The 19,997-nt window shown below is 40.2% G+C and carries 12 protein-coding genes; all 12 read right to left on the bottom strand.

Going from position 1 to position 19,997, the window contains the following annotated elements; translation table 11 throughout:
* Window positions 1-60: 60 nt before the first annotated feature.
* Window positions 61-1,161, bottom strand: a complete 1,101-nt coding sequence (locus tag AAA071_RS03795; RefSeq protein ID WP_195213065.1) for an AAA family ATPase — start codon at window positions 1,159-1,161, stop codon at window positions 61-63.
* A 12-nt stretch (window positions 1,162-1,173) separates the two neighbouring features.
* Window positions 1,174-1,980 (bottom strand): hypothetical protein, encoded by an 807-nt coding sequence (locus AAA071_RS03800; protein ID WP_195213064.1) that lies wholly within the window; start codon window positions 1,978-1,980, stop codon window positions 1,174-1,176.
* Between the two features lie 112 nt (window positions 1,981-2,092).
* Window positions 2,093-2,743: a potassium channel family protein gene (locus AAA071_RS03805; protein ID WP_195213063.1), complete on the bottom strand. Its 651-nt coding sequence runs from the start codon at window positions 2,741-2,743 to the stop codon at window positions 2,093-2,095.
* A 35-nt stretch (window positions 2,744-2,778) separates the two neighbouring features.
* Entirely contained in the window at window positions 2,779-4,140 is a 1,362-nt protein-coding gene (locus AAA071_RS03810; protein WP_195213062.1) for a TrkH family potassium uptake protein, read from the bottom strand.
* Window positions 4,141-4,146: 6 nt separating this feature from the next.
* On the bottom strand, window positions 4,147-5,151 hold the full coding sequence (locus tag AAA071_RS03815) for a carbohydrate kinase family protein (protein ID WP_195213061.1): 1,005 nt from the start codon (window positions 5,149-5,151) through the stop codon (window positions 4,147-4,149).
* A 339-nt stretch (window positions 5,152-5,490) separates the two neighbouring features.
* Entirely contained in the window at window positions 5,491-7,131 is a 1,641-nt protein-coding gene (gene hutW, locus AAA071_RS03820; protein ID WP_120055516.1) for a heme anaerobic degradation radical SAM methyltransferase ChuW/HutW, read from the bottom strand.
* A 21-nt stretch (window positions 7,132-7,152) separates the two neighbouring features.
* Entirely contained in the window at window positions 7,153-7,671 is a 519-nt protein-coding gene (locus AAA071_RS03825; RefSeq protein ID WP_008601576.1) for a flavodoxin family protein, read from the bottom strand.
* Between the two features lie 28 nt (window positions 7,672-7,699).
* Complete coding sequence (locus tag AAA071_RS03830) at window positions 7,700-8,503, bottom strand: energy transducer TonB (protein WP_004696671.1); 804 nt, start codon at window positions 8,501-8,503, stop codon at window positions 7,700-7,702.
* A 2-nt stretch (window positions 8,504-8,505) separates the two neighbouring features.
* Window positions 8,506-8,913 (bottom strand): ExbD/TolR family protein, encoded by a 408-nt coding sequence (locus AAA071_RS03835; protein WP_004698605.1) that lies wholly within the window; start codon window positions 8,911-8,913, stop codon window positions 8,506-8,508.
* 2 nt (window positions 8,914-8,915) lie between these two features.
* Window positions 8,916-9,533 (bottom strand): MotA/TolQ/ExbB proton channel family protein, encoded by a 618-nt coding sequence (locus tag AAA071_RS03840; protein ID WP_004696674.1) that lies wholly within the window; start codon window positions 9,531-9,533, stop codon window positions 8,916-8,918.
* Between the two features lie 35 nt (window positions 9,534-9,568).
* Window positions 9,569-14,647: a TonB-dependent receptor plug domain-containing protein gene (locus AAA071_RS03845; protein ID WP_101928802.1), complete on the bottom strand. Its 5,079-nt coding sequence runs from the start codon at window positions 14,645-14,647 to the stop codon at window positions 9,569-9,571.
* Between the two features lie 186 nt (window positions 14,648-14,833).
* On the bottom strand, window positions 14,834-19,855 hold the full coding sequence (locus AAA071_RS03850) for a TonB-dependent receptor plug domain-containing protein (protein WP_165851637.1): 5,022 nt from the start codon (window positions 19,853-19,855) through the stop codon (window positions 14,834-14,836).
* Between the last annotated feature and the right edge of the window lie 142 nt (window positions 19,856-19,997).

Genomic DNA, 19,997 nt, shown 5'->3' on the forward strand with positions numbered 1-19,997 from the left:
ATTTACTAAGATTGGTTATCTATATAGACAGCTTCAATTCAGCTAACTACTCACATAGAATTATTTTTGTGCTTCAAAGAAAGTATCTACAAAAAGGTCATCTTCAATAGCATAAGCATAAACGCGCTCATACGTGTTACGAAGATCTTTCATAACCGCTACGCGCAAATCCCCTGGATACAAGGTTAAAAACTCCACAAAGTGATGTACTTCCTGCGCATTGCTATTGCGATTTAAACGATGCAACATATTTTTTGCTGCTACATAAAGGCGAGTTGGGCTTTCACCTTTAACCTGCTCAGCCATAGACATAATAGCACCTGGTTTTTGAACCGCTGTTAATACATCATCAAAGGTAATAAGAGGTTCTTGATCGGACTCGATAAAGTTTACAAAAGCCTCCGCAATGAGTTTACCTACGTTACCGCGGATAACATTCATAAATACGTCGCGACTATAGCTTGTGCCCTCTTGATTCTTATAAATTCTATATAGACCGGACACGCGTTCAAAGGAACGAGGTGTGGCATCGATATCGTCTTCGTGACGTTGATTTAAATATTCTGGATAGGAAGAAATAAATTCAATAACCTTCTCTTCAATACCTGCACCAATAGCCCAGTCAATCCATTGCATATAATCAGCATTCATATAAAGCCATACGAATCGGTTTTGTTGTGCCGGATCCATATCGATGGTTTGGTAATCAAAGGAATCTTCAGGGTTCATAGCGGCGATGATGCGCACTTGATCACTTAAAGAAAAGCCATTAATTTCACGGTTTAGAATAAGGTTCATCAACTCTTGTTGCACTGCATGTTCTGCGCGGTTAATTTCGTCGATAAACAGCAATACTTGGCGCCCTTTATCTACGGCTTGTGCCACATGTTCCAATGTATGATGCACAGCGTATACTGTAGTTTTCACATCTCGTGTATTGCCATGACCATCTGTATGTGTCACCGTTTCTACAGTAGGTAAACCACCGATTTCACCTTCTTTTAAGAGGTTTCCGTCGATAGTTACTAATTCCCAGTCGTGTACCTCTGCAACACGCGTTGCGAGAGAGGTTTTACCAATGCCAGTCTCACCAACGAGCAAGGGCACTTGATTAGCAGCAAGCACTAATTCAACGCTTGCCATTATATCTATAAAGTTCATTGTATCTCCGTTCTAATACTTCAAATATTCGCCTACTGCGATTTTCTTAACAGTTCTAGTACCATACATATCAATAAGTGACAATATATCAATAGGCCATTTTGATTGACGTCCACCGATAGCTTTATTGTTGATTAACTCGCGTATATAGTCTTCATCAACTGTATCGCTGGAAATAGCATCTACAATTATAGCTTTGATTTCGTCTACTGTAACACCCAATGTATTAGGTATATAACCGACGATAGCCGCACTTACCTTAAATAAATGCAAAGCCAAGTCCTTAGTGAGATTTGTAATCTGCCGCATTGCCTGTGGATCTTGCTTTACTGCTGCTTCTAGAACAGTTACGCTCGGCTCATCAATGTAACGCAAGGCTAAGTAACTCTCTTGCACGGCTTGTAACTGCACAGCCTCGCTTGGAGCATTGATATATTGTAAGGCATCATAATTCGCCTTCACCGCTTCTAATTGCAATTCTTCAGATGGGTTTGCAATATAGCGAATAGCCCAGCCTGATTGAGCTAACGCGCTTTGAATTAATGTATCAGACGGATTGCTGATGTATTCTAAAACCGCCCAATCTTTTTCCACTAAGGCTTTTAACAATTCTTCTGTAGGATTTTCAACGAATTGTATAGCTCGTGGTGCTTGTGAAAGCGCCGTTTCAATAACCTTTTGAGTAGGTTCTTTAATATATTGTAACAGCATGCCGTTTTGTCCCACACATGTAAGTTGCATAGCTTCTGTAGGATTTGGAATATTTCGAATCCCATGTGGGTTATTCATCAGCGCCGTTATATATTGTTCCTCTGTCATAATAACCTTCATTTCTATATAAAAAGGCCATACGAATACGTATGGCCTATACTGAATTCTATCTCATTATATCATATTTTTTCGATATATTTATATTTCTTTCGTATACTTACTACACTGTTAATGCATCTAAATCAGAATTATTTCCTATGATTAATAGTTTATCCTCCGCCGAAAGAATCGTAAACGGATTAGGAGGGACTTCTAAATCCTTCCCACGCCTGATGCCTACAGCATTAAGATTATATTTCTCACGCAGATTAGAATCTTTTAAGCAGGTGCCTACCAAAAATTTTGGCATATCTACTTCAATAAGGCTAATGCTTTTAGATAGCTGTAAGTAATCCATTACATGTTCTCGTGTCAACGATTGAGCTAACCGTTGTGCCACATCATATTCTGGATAGATAACCATATCTACCCCCATCTTCTTGAGCATCTTACCTTGGAGTGCATTTTCAGCTTTCGAAACCACATGAGACATATTCATTTCTTTCAACAACATCGAAGTCATGAGATTAGCCTGGATATTATCACCAATGGCAACAATAACTATATCAAATTGGCTCAAAGCTAAGCCTTTAATAGCATCTTCATCAGTAGTATCTGCTACGATAGCATGTGTTACATAAGGGGAAACCTTTTGTACAATTTCTGGATTAATATCTACACCTAAAACCTCATGATTCATAGAGGCTAACATCTTGGCTATAGTCGTACCAAATTGACCAAGACCAATGACGGCAATTGTTTTATATTTCATGCTATATCTCCTGATAGACTAACTATTCTACTCAATTACAACAATACATTCTCTTCTGCATACCCAATTGGCTTCGTTGGTGATGTCCTAAGAGCCCATGTACCAATAACGGTCATAACACCGACACGACCGGTAAACATAACAAGCATCAGCACCCATTTACTGCTTTCAGATAAATCAGGCGTAATTCCCGTCGTAAGGCCTACAGTCCCAAAGGCAGACGTAACCTCAAATAACAATCGGATAAAATCATAAGGCTCATCCCAGGCCAGATAACATGTGGCTATTAAAATAAGAAGGAGCGATAAAAATATAATCCCGTTGGCTTTAAGCACGGTTACTAATGAAATACGACGTTCAAAAATCTCTGTATCTGGACGGTTATTAAACAAGGTACGCGATGCAAGTATGGTTACTGCTACGGTACTAATTTTAACCCCTCCACCGGTAGAGTTCGGACCCGCACCAATAAACATGAGAATAATGGTAACAAACAAGGTAATTGGATGTAATGCATTATAATCAACCGTTGCAATCCCAGCTGTACGCGGCGTAATCGCTTGAAATAAAGAGGCCATTATTTTATTCCAAATCGGTAATGACCCAAAGGTTTTTGGATTTGACCATTCCACACCTAAAAAAATGATAGTTCCTAATAGGATAAGAATCGCTGTGCCTACTAACATAATCTTAGTGTGAAGTTTTAAGTCAACAAATCGTCGCACCTTACGGTGTGACCATATGTCAAAGGCCGCTAAATAGCCAAAACCACCGATAACAATTAGTACTGCTGTATTGATATTAAATAATATGTCCCCTACCATGGCATAAGGTAGATCATTATCAAAAAATACAAATCCAGCGTTACAAAAGGTGGAAACAGCTTGCATGATACCGGTATACAATGCAGCCTGTCCAATATAGGGATATAGCTGAATCGTATAGATTATGCCTCCCACAATTTCAATAGCAAAGGTATAAAGCGTTAACTTTTTCGTAATATGTAATAAACCAGTCATACCATCCTGTCCGACGTCCTCGGACAAAAGCATACGATTTTTAAGGCCTACTCGTTTACCTAGAAGCAAAGCAATTATGGTTGTGAAAGATACAATTCCTAACCCACCTAACTGAATAAGGATAACCATTACAATCTTACCAAATAAAGACCAATGATAATAAGTATCTACAGTGGTCAGCCCTGTTACCGAAACACAAGATACGGCGGTAAAAGCGGCATCTACAAGAGCCGTCGTCTGCCCCTGAGCACTCGCCATCGGTAACATAAGCAATATTGTACCTATAATCATGACGCCTAGAAAGCTAAACGCTAATAATCGATAGGGATTTTGTTGCATGTACCGTTGTACATGAGAATGGGAAATATCGTGCCACATACTGATTTACTCCAATCCCATTAACTTATTTACAACGTGTAAACTTGGTAAAGCGCTACGACCACCAATCCCTTGCGTATTTAAAGCTGCTACAGCGGACGCAAAAATAGCAGTTTTTTCTAAATCAGAATGTCCACAATGTTGTAATAAATCTATAGCATATGTAGAGGTCTTTAACCCTTCTACTGGGGCTAACTCTCTCAATAATGTAACAAGCTTTGAAAGAAATGCACCATGAAAACTATCTCCGGCCCCCGTTGTATCAACTACATATTCTTGAGGGAAGGCCTGACAACGATAGAAAGTTCCATCAGGCCATACGAAATAACTACCATTAGCGCCATCCGTAACCCCCGCAATAAGAGCACCACGGTCATGAATGATATGGCAGGCTTCTTCTAAATTAGTAGTGCCCGTATATTTTTCAGCATAATCACGAGCAACAATAGCAATATGACTTGACTCTGTAATAGATTTCATCTCTTCATCGTAGCGCTGTGCACCTCCATCGAGGGAGATAATAGTACCTGCCTCTTGTGCTAACGCCATGGCAGAACACATGAATTGTCGATGCCGTCCATTGACATGTAAAATGAAAGCTTCTTTAATTAATTGCTTATGAGTATCTAAAAATACTGGCTCTGGCGCAGTAGAGCGTTCAAAAAATACGGCACGCTCGCCAGTGCTATGCTTTACTAGGATTGTAGCAACGCCACTCTTTTCCCCCTTTTCAATGTGGATAGCATCAGTATTAACATTATATTTTTTGAAATCATCTAAAATATGACGCCCCACCATATCGTCACCGATACTGTCAATCATGGCCGTACGTGCACCATATTTACCTGCAACGGCTAATGCTGTAGCTACAGGTCCTCCACCATCGGTGGTAGAAGATACAACTTGTTGTACCTCACGTCCCGTTGGGTAATGATCCACAACGATGAAGCGGTCTAATGTGCTAGCCCCAATACCTAATATATCTATTTCTTTTTGAGGACATGTATTCATACTAACCTCCTAAGCCTTTTATCAGCTATACAAGCAATATCACTTCACATCTTATAGATTTACTATCTCACTTATTGTTTTATGATTTTAACAGCAATTAGACTTTTATTGTCCTTATAGACTTATACATCTATTCCTATACATCTATTGCTATACTTTTTAAAGTCATTTAAGTCTTATACCTACAGAATACCTTTCGCTCTATAAAAAGTAAACCCCAGACTACAGTCTGGGGCTACTTTGTACTACAGAGAGCACGTATATGTCACGTAATATGTCTTGTATATTATATGTTGATTATTGGGAGAGGTTGTTAGAATTAAGGTGTAACATAACAGTTTAAGACATCATACGTTCCATCATATATTCAATCTCATCAGCACTTAAATTGTACATAGCTTGTACCATTCGTTCTGCTGCTTCGCCAGAAGCACCGCTCTTAGCAATTTCAGCTTTAGCCTTAGCAATGAGAGCATCTTTACGTTGTGCTTCGGAATCTTCGTCAGTTGGTACAGAGATATTGGCTTTACCTTGGCCAATGCCACGTACCTCTTGGTTAGGATTTTCTTTAGAAGTTGTTTTTGTATCTTGTGCTGCTACTGCTTCTATAGCGAAGGAATTCTTACCAGTCATGATATATTCAACAGCTTCTAATGTACTTTGCGTAAGATTTACAGTCCAGAATTCGCCTGCATCAGTCAATTTATAAAGCAAACCATTATAGGCAACAAGACCTCGTTTTTCCCATAATTTATAGAGCCAGTTCAATTCATCTAATCTGGAATCCATTTTTACTAAGCTCATAATATTGAGGAATCCTTGTTCTAATTGACTTACTACTCGGTTGACGATAGGTTGTAAATCACTTTGTTTCATAAGGGCCATAAATGGTTTTTCACCGCGGGTAACCATATCTTCGTATGGTTTTAATGCACGATGTAACATCATGCCATAACCGTCGACGTTACCACCTGCACCACTACCAAATGGGAACATTGGGACGCCCGATTTAGCTAAAGTGTTATATAGGCTACGCTCACGATTATTAGCACTCCAATGTGCAGCACTCAATCGGCGATAAGATCGCGCATCTAGGTATTGTCGACCGAATTCGAACATATCTCCTTGCATTGCTGTTGTGGCTGCAGCTGGAACTTTACCGTTTGTAATGTCTTTATTGAGATCACTACCATCAAATACATTTAATTGATATAGGTCTGCACCATCAACACCAGAGCTTACTAAATCAGCTAAATCTTGTTCCCACACCTCCATAGTTTGACCAGGCAAGCCATAGATTAAGTCAATAACGACAGAGCATTGACCATAAGCTTTCAAAGCAGCTAGTCGTTCTAATACGGTTTCTTTCGTATCTAAACGGCCTACCATTTGACGCACTTCTGTGTTAAAAGATTGTACGCCGATGGACATACGGTTGACGCCGTTTGCCATCCAAACTTCAAGATTTTCAGGGATCAAATCGTGAATACGACCTTCTAAGGTAAGCTCGTAATCATTTGCCAATGGCAAGTACGCTTTAATCGCTTTAAGCAATCTTTCAGAATTTGTAGGTGATAGAGATGTTGGTGTGCCACCGCCGATAAATACGGCATGGATCAAACCATCTTTTAATCTCGAACGCTCACTAGCGAGCTTTAATTCACTGATAAGACCATCAATATATTGGTCTTCAACACTTTGACTCGTACCGTTTTGGAAGAAACCACAATATGTGCATTTTGTCTTACAAAACGGAATATGAATGTAAGCGCATTGCATTTCGCCCTTTTTAGGAGTGCCATTCATTAACGAATCCCAAACGGCTTGTGTTTCTTTTGGAGAAACGAGCGTACCATTGAGACCTGCATGTACAACACGTTTATGAGGAAATGCACCACTCATCGGATTATCGCATTCTAAACCTAGTTGTAGGTTTCGCTGCTTCTCCGGAATGGATTCAAAGAAACTTGCTAAACTCATACTCCAATCCCCTTTCAGAAATTAGGCTTGCAACTTTGCAAGTACAGATTTTGTAAATTCTTTTGCATTTGCAAAGTCTTGTTCATCTGGATGAGTTTCCGCCGCTTTATGTAATGCATCGCGTTCTGGGCTTTGCCCATGTGCTGATCCAGGGGGGAACATTTTATACATCATTTCGATTACTTTAGGATCGATTTTACCTTGGCATACGAAGCCGTCTACAAGAGCTTCTTTGTTAGGCAATAATTCAGATGCTTTTTCGATACTTTCACGAGCATGATCAGAATCAGCATACATACCTAATGTGGCAAAGAATACCACATTAGGATTCTTTAAAGTTTCAATCAATTTTGCCGCTTCTTTATTCGCTGTACCTCGATCCACCCAGAAACCTACGAATACTGTATCATAATCAGCTAAATTTTCAGGTGCATCTTTTACAGGAACGCAAGGTGTACCTTCAGGCATAACGGAAGCCATTGCTTCCGCTACACTTTTAGTATTTCCCGTAAGGGAAGAATATAAAATAATAGATTTCATATTTATCTCCTTTATTACTTAGATATATTTATTCTTCTTCATCTTCGCCATCGGCCTGTACTACAAAGTGTACAGGAACTTCTACCGGTTGTATATCCCCTGTTTCATTTGGATACGGAGTCGCTCGTCGCACTGCATCAAGAGCCGCTTCTACAAATATCTCATCGCCACCACTAGTTGGATATACGTCTATTAAATTACCATTAGTATCTAATTTAGCCATTACATTAATTGTAACATCTACGTTCATTTTACGCTTAATAGCCGCATAAGGAATTTGTTTTTGGCTATCTACAGCTGCATAAAAGCCCTCTACATTGAACGCTGCTTTACCTGTACCATGACCATCACCTTCACCGGTACCATCACCTGTACCAGTACCATGGCCTCTACCATCACCAACGCCAGTACCTTCACCGGTACCATGACCGCCACCAGATCCGCCACCTGATCCAGGGCCTGTGCCACCAACAGCGGAATTATCACCGGATGTATTGCCTTTATTTTCACTTGCTTTAGCTGCCACATCTACTGCATCAGGGATATCTGTTGCTGTAGATGGTTCAACATTTGCTACAACAGCCTTTGTTCTTGCCGCTACTTCATCTGCTGACAATGGTTTTGGGAACAGATCTGCTCTGTTACCTCCGCCACCACCAGCATGTCCACTGCCACCATCATCGAGCACACTTTGTGTGAGGTCGATTTCATAGGTATCCATTTCTTGAATGGCTGGAACCACTACAAAAAAGATTACAGCAATAAAGAGAGCAATAAGATGAACTACGGCGGATATAATGGCTGCTTTTTTCCATGATATGCCTAGTCCCATAGTTATCCTTTCTGTTCAGCTGCAATAGCTAAGCGTTTAACGCCAGATTGTTTTAACATGTCCATAATCGCTACTACTTGACCATGAGCCGCTCGTTTATCGGCTTGTAAGATAACACTAGCATTAGGGTTTTCTTGGATACGTTGTTTTACCATTGCCTCAGCATCGTCAATGCTCATTGGCTTGTTATCAATCGTAATATGACCCTCCGCATCTAATGTTAAAACCACTGGTAATTGAGCTGGTGCAGAAGCACTAGTAGCCTGTGGTAATTGTACAGACAAGGCTTTTTGAGCCACTGTTTGCAAGCTGTTCATCATGAAGAATACCAACAAGAAGAAAATGATATCAATCATTGGAATGATCATGAATTCCGGCTTAGTTTTCATACGAAAGCTTTGCAAGTTCATAACTATTTCCACCCTTCTCGTTTAGCTGTAACTATATTTACACACATATTTTCAATTTGGTTAATAATGGAGTCCAAACGATGACTAAAAATTGTGTAAACGATAAATGCCATTATGGCCACACATAAGCCAGATGCTGTCGCGATAAGCGCCTCACCTACACCACCAGTAATGGCAGATGCACCCGCACCGGAGTCAAGGATACTGAAAGAGCCAATCATACCTGTTACTGTACCAAGCAAGCCCAATAATGGAGAAATTGTAACTGTTGCACTTAAGTAGTCCATATATTTTCGGAAACCAACTGCATCAACCCCCATTTGATCAGCAAAAGCGGTCTTCATTGCTTCTTCGCTAGAATCATTTTTTAAACCTGCTTCTGCAATACGACTTGCAATAGAAGGGTTCTCTTTAATTACTTTATCGATTTCATCCCAACGTTGTAGTTTTGCGAATTCATTTACTGCATGAGTTACAACAAATGTTTTGCCTGCATACTTACGATAGAAGAAAGCACGTTCTGCAGCTATAGCGATAACCATGAAAGACAAGAGTAACAATGGATACATTACATACCCGCCACTATGAAATAAGTGAATGACATAATTTAAATTTTCCATATTTGTAACCTTTCTGCCTGTTTACAGACTGAACATTAGAACCTGTAGGTCCCTTGAATTCTTGTATAATCGCCTAACTTAAAGCTTTCACTACCATATAAAGTGTCTCGTTTATTAGTGCCCTTCGCATCAAATGTATAGAATGCTTCAAGGAGCAAATCCTTGCGCGGTACATAGCCGGCACCAAATGTAAAGCTACGAACACCATCTAAGTAACGATCAGGTACTGCACCCGTACCATTACCACCGAAGAAGGAGCCATGTTCAAAGTATTTGTAATCGATGAACGCATTCCAAGATTTCGGAACATCTAAATCAGCACGCCCAATATCTAGACGAGCCATCCAGAAGTGTGGTGTGCCGCCCATTTGATGACCTTTTAGAGTAAAGTCTGCTGTGCCACGTTCATGTTGATATACGGTATTACCATTGAGGTAACGTCCTAAGTTAGAACGATTTTGACCGTAATCAACCGTAACAGCTGCATTAGCACCAAGTTGATACTTAGCACCGATACCAAATACATGAGCTACATTGGAGAAGCTGTATTCATCATTACTGTTTCCATTAGCATTTAAATATGTATGTGTTTTACCGCCAAAGGAACGTAAGTACCAAGCTTGTAAACCAAGACGAGCACCAATTTGTTTCTTGTATTGAATAAATGCGGCCTTATCGATGGCTGGTACAGTATCTTTTTCAAGAACTACACCTTCTGTTCTGATCAAGTTGCCAATGACCTTACCGATTGCTTCGCGTGGTAATTTATTTTCAGACTCTGCGTCATGTACAACTTTTTCAAGATTATACATATAGTTAAACAATGCATTAGGCATACCCCAACCATAGTAAGAACCACCTTCGCCATAATCACCAGAGGACATGGTGAAGTTCTTTTTGTAAATGGCATCTTTAGCATCATAATCACTAAATACGTATTTACCACTATCGTATTTGTAAGTCTTTGCACCTAAGAAGCCAGTGAATTCATAATCACTTGACGGTTGACCATAGTAATCATAAGATCTCTTAAATGTACCATCAGCTTGTTTCACCCAAACTTCGTCAAGCCCACTATTGTTATAATTACTCCAGTTATCTTTTGCATTATATTTGGCAATTTCTGTAATCGATTGATTAATCTCAGCTGCATGTTTATCAACATACTCTTTAGGATTTAGCAAGGCTTCTTTATTATCAGAGGATACGATAAGACCTTTTGCCTTTTCTTTCATAGATTCAGGGTACAATGGGGAATTTACGTTATACATAATGTCCCCTGTTTTATACAGTTTTTCCCCTGTTTTCTTATTGGTGATTTCATACATTGCATACCCACCAGATGGGATATCAAGGGAGAATTTAGTCCCTGCCATATCTGTAGGATATGCTTTTGTAAGAATATCTTGTAATCGACCCATAATTTGAGCTTGTTTTTTCTGAGTTTCAGCTAATTTAGCATTAGCCTTTTCAATTTCTTGATCACGGTTCGGATTACTCCATCTTAAGTCTAAGCTTTCTTTATAAGCTTCGTATTCAGCTTGCAAGTCTTTGAGCTGTTGATAGAAATAGAGGCTATCTGTCTTACCTTTGTAAGTGGAGTTATAAATACCAGTTGGACTATCTGGAGCTGCCGGATCTGTTGAGGTCTTCTTCTCACCATCAGAACCGGTTTTAGTAGCACTCTCAATATCGTATGGATAATCATCGCGATTGATACCAATCAATTCAGCTGCTGTTGGTGGTCTAAAGATAACTTTGTGCACTGCATGAGTATATGCAGAATCAGTGATACCTGTACTATGTTTGAAAGTACCAACACCAATACGAACTTGAGAATCATGGCCATTCCAAACAGCACGAACGCCGTCATAAGATTGACCAAACCAGTAACCACTAGCGCCCATAGGCTCAGTTAAACGCCCTACAGATACGTCCCATTTCTTAACGCGTCTTGTAAGATCAACTGTATCAAGTCGTTGATGGTTGAGACCTTTGGAATCAGATTTTGTCCAGCTTGTATCTACTCCACTCATACCACTCATGCTGCCAATAACCTTGAGGTTTGTGAACTCATTGAGTCGAGCATCAAAGCCAAGACGTAAGCGTTGTTCAAAACTATGACGATTAGCATCGTACATATTAGCTTTTGCAGAGCCGATGGCAGAGTTTGCTCTAAATGGAGATTGCGGTCTATTAGAACCATCATGTGCCATCCAACGCGCTCTATAGTCGCCAACCATTGTAATACCACGTTCTTTAGTAGTATCAAAATCAGAACGAATAAAGTCAGTTAAACGAACTATATCAGCTACGTTTTGTACACCAGATTCAGAATTTACCACTTCACCATTAGCTACATTAGCCCCTGTAGCATTAACTTTTGCACCATCCTTAGTTTTGCCGATGGCCATAGTTTTACTACTATCGCCACCACCAAATTTAAGGTTAACACCCATGCGGTATACGCGTTCTTGTGTAGCACGGTCATCATCGCGATGGTTAAAGATATTGTTGATACCGAAATACATCATGGCATTTTTATTGAAACGTTTTTGAATCATTACATTCCAAATGCCAAATGTTTTCTTTTCATACATTTGTTTCTTATAAACGCCTGCATCACCAGACAAGATATCTGGCCAGTAGTTACCACCGTTATTAAGAGTATTACTATCAAGCATATTGATATAGTAATCACCCCAGATGGAGCCATTCCAACCGGATTTAGGGTTATCATAAGTAATGCCAATATCAACTTTGTGCATTGGTTTATCCAATAATTGACGTGGCATGGATGGATCGCTTTTGTTGATAGCGTGTAAATATGTATAACCTAATTTACCAGACCAATATTTGCCAAATTTTTGTTGTACTTCCGCTTGCAGCCCTGTAATTTCAGCTTTACCAATATTTTTAAAGCTGTAAATCATATCCGGGGCACGTTGGTATTTCGCATCACCCTTAAGATATGGTGCAAAGTCCATAAAATCACCAGTGAAGTATACAGACATATAGTTCTTAATACGGTTATGGAATACACCTACGCGTGCATATGTATTTTTATTTTCACCCTCCAAGCTCATGTCGAAATTGACCGATTTTTCTGGTTTCAAATTAGGATTGCCAGCCCAATACCAACCGAGTTTTGCTACCCCAATCCCTACAGGGTTAGAAGCGTACATTTCCCAGTTATACCACAATTCGCCCATACCAGGCTCTGTATAACCGGTACCTACATTGGCTTTAAATCTGCGATGTGTATTACCTTTAACGTTATATGTCATGCCCAAAGATGCAGATACGTTAGAACCAAACAAGCTACTATTGTCGAAGCGCACAATTGGAGACAATGTTAAATTCTTATTAACTTGCCATGTATCAGAAATGTAAGCGTTTATTTTACGAATCGTACCACTACCAGTAGTCAAGCGTTGATCGCGATTACGGTACTCTTCCAAGAAAGCCTTACCATTTAACTTAGGTGCTTTCTTACGCATTTCTGGATCGTTAGACTCACCATATTTAAAATAGTCACCTACGATGTTTGCACGATGTGCCGCCATTTCAGGATTTTCCGATTTCAACCGATTTTCCAAAGCATAATATCGCTTCTTAAATTCATCCGTTACGGGTTGATTATTCGGCGATGTGCTTGACCATTCACTAAGTCTGCTTTCCGATAAACCATAATTCACATAATCATCGTACGTAATGCCCGGCTTTTGTGCCTTTGTTTCAGCCCCATAGTATTCATAATCCATATCCCATTGCGGCATGCCGCCACCGGAATTAATGAATTTATAGTCATGGATGTGAGAGTAAACTTTAATACTATTATCGCCTTTACGTCGCACGAGACGATCAAGGCGGTCTACTAACAAGCTTTTATCGTAATCCCATGGATCAATGTACATCGTACTTGTATTAGGAGAACTCTTTAAGCGACTACCAGAACCTTCTTCACGAGCATAGCTAACACCATAGCTTAGCAAATGATTTTTATTGACTTGCGTATTAGCATTTACTCGAATATCTAATTGACGATGATCGATGTTATCAATATAACGCAACTCATTAGAGCCTTCATAAGCGGAACGACCTGTATAGTTAATGAGCGCTACATCATTTTCTTTAATACGAGAGTAATTAGTTTCTACAGTCCAGTCACTCTTTCCAGCTCTAGAGGACCATTGCAGGTTAGCTGTATTACGATCTGCCGTACGTTTGAAGTGTTGCTGTGGCTCTAAATCGGAGTCGGAGTGCTTAACATCGCGCACAAGGTCTTCCGTGTAACGATTAAGTCGCAATTCTACCTTATTTTTATCATTTGCCTCGTAGGTCGCTACAAGACCGATATCTGCCGCATCACCATAGTAACGAAGTACATTTGGCTTGAAGTTATGTTTTGCATAATCAAAGGCCATCCCAGAGGCACGACGTTTAACAGATGCTAGAACAGGCATAAGATCTCGTTTACTACCTGATAACCCAACCTTTAACTTGCCCATTTGACCAGAATCGGCACGAATGAAGAAGTTTTGGAACGGAAATACATCGCCATCGCTCTTGCGACGCAGGCCTTCAGCATTAAATTGTACGGATGGTTTCTTTTGTGCTTTTTTAGTGATGATATTAACTACACCACCTACTGCATCAGATCCGTATTTAGCACTAGCCGCACCTTGAATAACTTCAATTCTCTCTACGTTCTCTGTACCCAAACGTTGTACTTCATCTGCCGCACCAGAGTACTTATCAAAATCACCTAGCACTGGTTGACCATCTACGAGGATAAGAGTGTGACGCGCTTCTGCACCGCGAATGGACACGCCCACACGCCCCATAGCATCAACTGTTCTAGATACACCTGTTTGCGTAAAAATAATATCTTCAACGGACTTCGCCTGTTTCTTTTCAATCTCTTTCTTGGTAATGATTTGCACTTGCTGTGAGTTCAATTTTGCTTCTTCTTCTGCCCATGTGCCTTTCACATTAACAACATCTGTAGTGACAGTCGCATTATCTGCCCAAACCACTAGAGGTGCGCTAAGCCACAAGGCAACTGCACTAGACAGGATTATGGTACGCTTTGTATGTCCCCACCGGTTCATTATGCCCTCCTAAACTTATAACTAAACATATGTCTTGTATCTCCCACACAAAAATTAAAAAGATACACTTCACCAACATTAATGACATTGAATATCATTCACATTTTAATGTTAGCAAAGTGTATCTTGCATATCTACTCCGAATAGACCAAAAATATACGTTTCGGACAAATCGGATATAAATTTTTAGAATTTATACGTCATTTGGAAACGAGTATAATTCCCAAGTTTAAAGTTTTCAGATCCATATAAGGTATCTCGTTTATTGATCCCTTTTGCATCAAATGTATAGAATGCTTGTAAAAGAAGATCTTTAGTTGGCACATAGCCACCACCAAAGGTAAAGCTCTTAATACCATCTAAGTAACGGTCAGGAACAGCCTCTGTACCATTGCCACCAAAGAAGGAACCATGGGCAAAGTATTTATAGTCTACATAGGCATTCCAAGAACCAGGTTTATTCATATCGGCACGACCAACATCAAAGCGCAATGCCCAGAAATGAGGTACACCACCTACGTCACGGCCCTTGATATCGAATTGAGAGGATCCAGCCTTATGGTCATAATGAGTATTGCCATTCATGAAGCGACCAAAGTCACTACGGTTTTGTCCATAGTCGAAGGAAACACTTACATTATGATTTAATTGATACTTAGCTCCAACGCCAAAAACATTAGCCATATTGTTGAATTCATGCGCTTCTGTAGCATTACCATTCGCCGTATAGAAGCGATAGTCACTACCGCCAAAGGAGCGTAAGTACCACGCAGCTAAGCCAAGTCTAGGTGTTACCATATGTTTAACTTGAACATAGGTAGCCTTTTCAATTGGTGGAATTGTATCCCGCTCCAATACGACACCTATTGAAGGAATAACAGCACCTGTATATTTGCCTAGCGCCTCTCTCGGCAAACGACTGTTGCCGTCCGCTTTTTCAAGCATTCGGGCCAAGCTATTAAAGTACGAAGCTATCATAGAAGGATAATAGGCACTTCCTTTTACGTTAATAAGACCAGACGTGCCGGAGTCGTTAATATCAACGACATTCGCCTTATAAATAGACTTGTCCAGCCCGTCAAAGGCATTATCTTCAAATTTCATCGTATACGGATTATTGCCGAAGCTATAGGTTGCTATATCTTTCGCCTTGGCACGATACGCCTCCACGATAGCCGCCTTATTCTGATTGTACCAATTTGAAATAAACGTTTTTCCGCCATTGGAAAGAACAGTGGTATCACTCAACTTCATTTCAAACAATGGGTTTTTCTTATCAAGCCCAATCGTTCCCGGTGCTATTTTCTGAGTGAAAGTACGTTCGTCTTCATACCATTGTTCATCATCTTCATCATAGTATCGCGATTTATAAGAATACGTTACTGACACATCAGGCATCTTAATCGATACAGTCTGTTTAGCCGCATCCGCACCATAAGCTTTCACCGCGATTTCCTGCATCCGGCGCAACACATCAAACTGCGCAGCTCGCAACGGTTCCCGTTCTTTCGCCACACGAGCTTCCACATCCGGTAAAGATGCTTCCAACTTTGCCAACTCCGCTTTTAATGGAGCCAGTTGATCCGCGGACATGCCGTCAATAAATTCTTTAGACCAGATATCGGAAGTCATATCGTCGATTTTCTTCTTTAATGTACCTACCTCCGCATCTAAGGTGCCTTCCTTATCGCGCAAGGCTTTTAATTGCTGGTAGAAATTAATAGTATTCCCTGCATTTGGTACGATGAGTTCCTTATTGGCACCGTCCGAATCCATAGTAACACCTAAGAATTCCTCTACCGTTGGAACCCGTTTAAAATGCGTATAAATAGCATGAGTATAAGCACTGTCGCTAATTCCCGTACTATGTTTAAAGGTCCCCACACCGATACGGACTTGAGTATTCTTATTCGTCCAAACACTACGAAGGCCGTCATATTCTTTATTAAACCAATAACCTGTAACCCCCATAGATTCAGTAATACGACCAACACTATGATCCCATTTAGAACCGTGATGTGTTACATCTAGTTCTTCGAGACGTTGATGATTAAAACCGTTAGAGCCTTCTGTTTCATGACTGCTATCTACACCAGCTTGACCAGAAGCACTACCCACAACACGTACATTCATATTATCGTTAATACGAGCATCGACACCGACACGTATACGTTGATTCAAGCCATGTTCCTTGCGGTCCGCCAGATTCTTTGCGGCCTCGTCGGATACGTAACTTGTAGCAGTCACCCGCGTAGCAGGACGATCAGATCCAAGATGACTGTCATTACGTACACGATAATCACCTACAAGTTCCATACCTTGTTTTCTGTCTGTATCGAAAGGACGCGTAATAAAATCCTGCAGCATAACCGGAGGTAACGATTCAAACTGCTCCTTCGTAAGTTTCGTTTTACTTTCACCTGAACCGAAACCGAATTTCATATTTAATCCGATCCGATATACTCGAGCCGATAAAGCCCGATCATCATCACGATGATTAAAGAGATTATCAATACCGAAATAGATTCGTGAATCCTTATCAATCTTCTTTTGAATCATCAAATTCCATATGCCATAAGTTTTATGTTCATACATATCGGCGGTTTTTCTATTATTCAAATTATATCTGATAACGGAACGATCGGAATTATTAGGATCAATATAAGATACCATATAATTACCTCCACCAGACAAGGAGTTACTATCCAGCATATGAATATAATAATCTCCCCACAGACTACCGCTCCATCCGCTAGCCTTATCCTCAAAATCCACACCGATATCCACTTTATGACGAGGTTTATCCAGTAATTCACGAGGCATATCTTTATCGCTCTTATTAAGCGCTCGTAAATACGTATATCCCAAACGGGCCTTCCAGTGTTTATTCAAAGTTTGTTTAACTTCAAATTGAAGTCCCGTAATTTGGGCCTTGCCGATATTACGGAAACTGTAAATCATATCTGGTGCATGAGCAAATTTCGCCGCTCCATATGTGGTAGATTCATCATACTGAGGATAAAAATCCATCAAATATCCCGTATTGTAAATCGACATATAATTCCGAATGTTATTATGGAATACGGTTACTTTACCATAGGTATTTTTATTTTCCCCTTCCAAAGAGAGGTCAAAATTCATGGATTTCTCCGGTTTAAGGTTCGGATTTCCGACCCAATACCAACCTAATCGGGCTTCACCGCCACCGATTGTGGCATTTGTAATATTCGGGCCATACATTTCCCAGTTATAATACAGCTCGCCCATACCAGGTTCCGTATAACTGGTACCCACATTAGCCTTTAATCTGCGGTGTACATTTCCATGTACATTATGAGTCATGCCGAAATTAAACGACCAGTTAGAGCCAAATAAATCACTATGATCCAGTCTTATAATTGGTGATAAAGTAGTATTTTTATTAACCTGCCACGTATCCTGAATAAAGAAATTCTGTTTCTTGATTTCCGCACGTCCTGCGGTCTGTTGATTAACGCGTTTTAAATACTCTTCTTTAAAATAAGCTCCGTTTAATTTCAACTTCGTAGAATCAAAATCCGGTACGGCGCCATAGTAAAAGCTCGGTAAATAGGCATCATAAAGTGCTGGATAATACTTACCGTTTTCATCTTTTCGGCCCTCCTTATTAAAATGATAGTCTTCAATAAATTCTTTATTCTCCGCTAATAAACGTTTAGCAAACTGCTGATATCGCGCATAAGCTTCAGGATTCCGTTTTTTCAGCGTACGCTCCGTCACGGGGCCGTCCACAAGCCCCATTGCGGCCGCTGAATCAATCCCCGCCTGCGGATCCAAATATTGAAGATATTCTTCGTAAGTAAATTCCGGCAATGTGTTTGGCTTGCTTTTATCTCCGTTATACCATTCTTTCTCCTTATTCCACTGCTCTACACCGGCCTCGTTTTTTCTGAAAGAATGGTCATAAATTGTGGATGAGGGAACACCGTTTTTTACTGCCAGACTTTTATCATAATCCCAGGGGTCGATATGCCGTTTATAGGTATGAGGCGCATTTTTAAGTCTGCTACCTTCGCCTGTCTCCCGTATAAACCCAATTCCATAAGACAAGAGATGTTTCTTATTGACTTGCGTATCTGCCCCGAGTGTTATGCTCCATTGACGATGATCTACATTATCCACATAGTTTAATGTATTTTTCCCTTCATAGGTACTGTTCCCGTAGTCACTGGTTAATGTTACATCATCTTCTTTGGTCCGCGTATAATTCAGTTCCGCTTTCCACGAACTCTTATTATCCTGACCAGTATACGTCAAATTGAGATTATTCCTGTCTAAATCCCGTTTGTAATGAACCTGAGGTTCCAAATAAGAAGTACTGCGCTTTACATACCGTTCTAAGTCCTCATTATACCGATCGATGCGAATTCCCAGAGACTGCTTATCATTAATATCATACGTAGCGGCCAAACCTATATTAGAATTTGTACCGTAATACCGTAGGGAATTCTTTAAAAAGCCATGGTCTTCATCATTGGTCATAGCGCTGATACGACGCTGCTCACTGGCATAAATAGGCATAATGTCACGTTTACTACCGTGAATATTAACTTTTAACTTACCTAATGAGCCAGAATCAGCGCGCATAAAGAAATTGGAAAACGGTACGATATCACCGTCGCCTTTAGTTCTACGACCTTCTGCATTAAACTGAAGGCCAGCGATCTTACGCGGTTTATTGGTAATAACATTGATAACACCACCGATGGCGTCGGATCCGTATTTAGCACTAGCTGCACCTTGAATAATTTCTATACGTTCCACATTTTCTGTACCGAGACGCTGTAATTCATCACCGGCGCCTTGATATTTAGCAAGATCGCCCATCACAGGCTGTCCATCCACAAGAATCAAGGTATGACGCGGATCCGCACCACGGATAGATACACCGACGCGCCCCATCGAATCAACGGTTCTGGATACACCAGTTTCGGAAAATACAATATCTTCTACGGATTTTGCCTGCTTTTTGACAATATCCTTCTTCGTAATAATCGTCGTCTGTTGAGACTCTTGTTTTGCCTGCTCTTCAGCCCATGTACCGCGAACATGAACTACATCGGTTGTTACAGTCGCATTATCCGCCATAACTACCGGCATTTGCAACCAGCACGCTACTGCGCAGGATAATATAACATATCTCCTTGCCCGCACCCAACTCCTATTCATTAAATTTCCTCCAGACATATATTTAACCATGCATATAAAAATACACTTTACCACCACAACCAAATGACATTGAAAATCATTTACAGATTTAATGGTAGCAAAGTGTATTATACATATCTACTCCGAATAGACCAAAAACATA

Source organism: Veillonella parvula, from assembly GCF_040097785.1.
Taxonomy (GTDB): Bacteria; Bacillota; Negativicutes; order Veillonellales; family Veillonellaceae; genus Veillonella; species Veillonella parvula_D.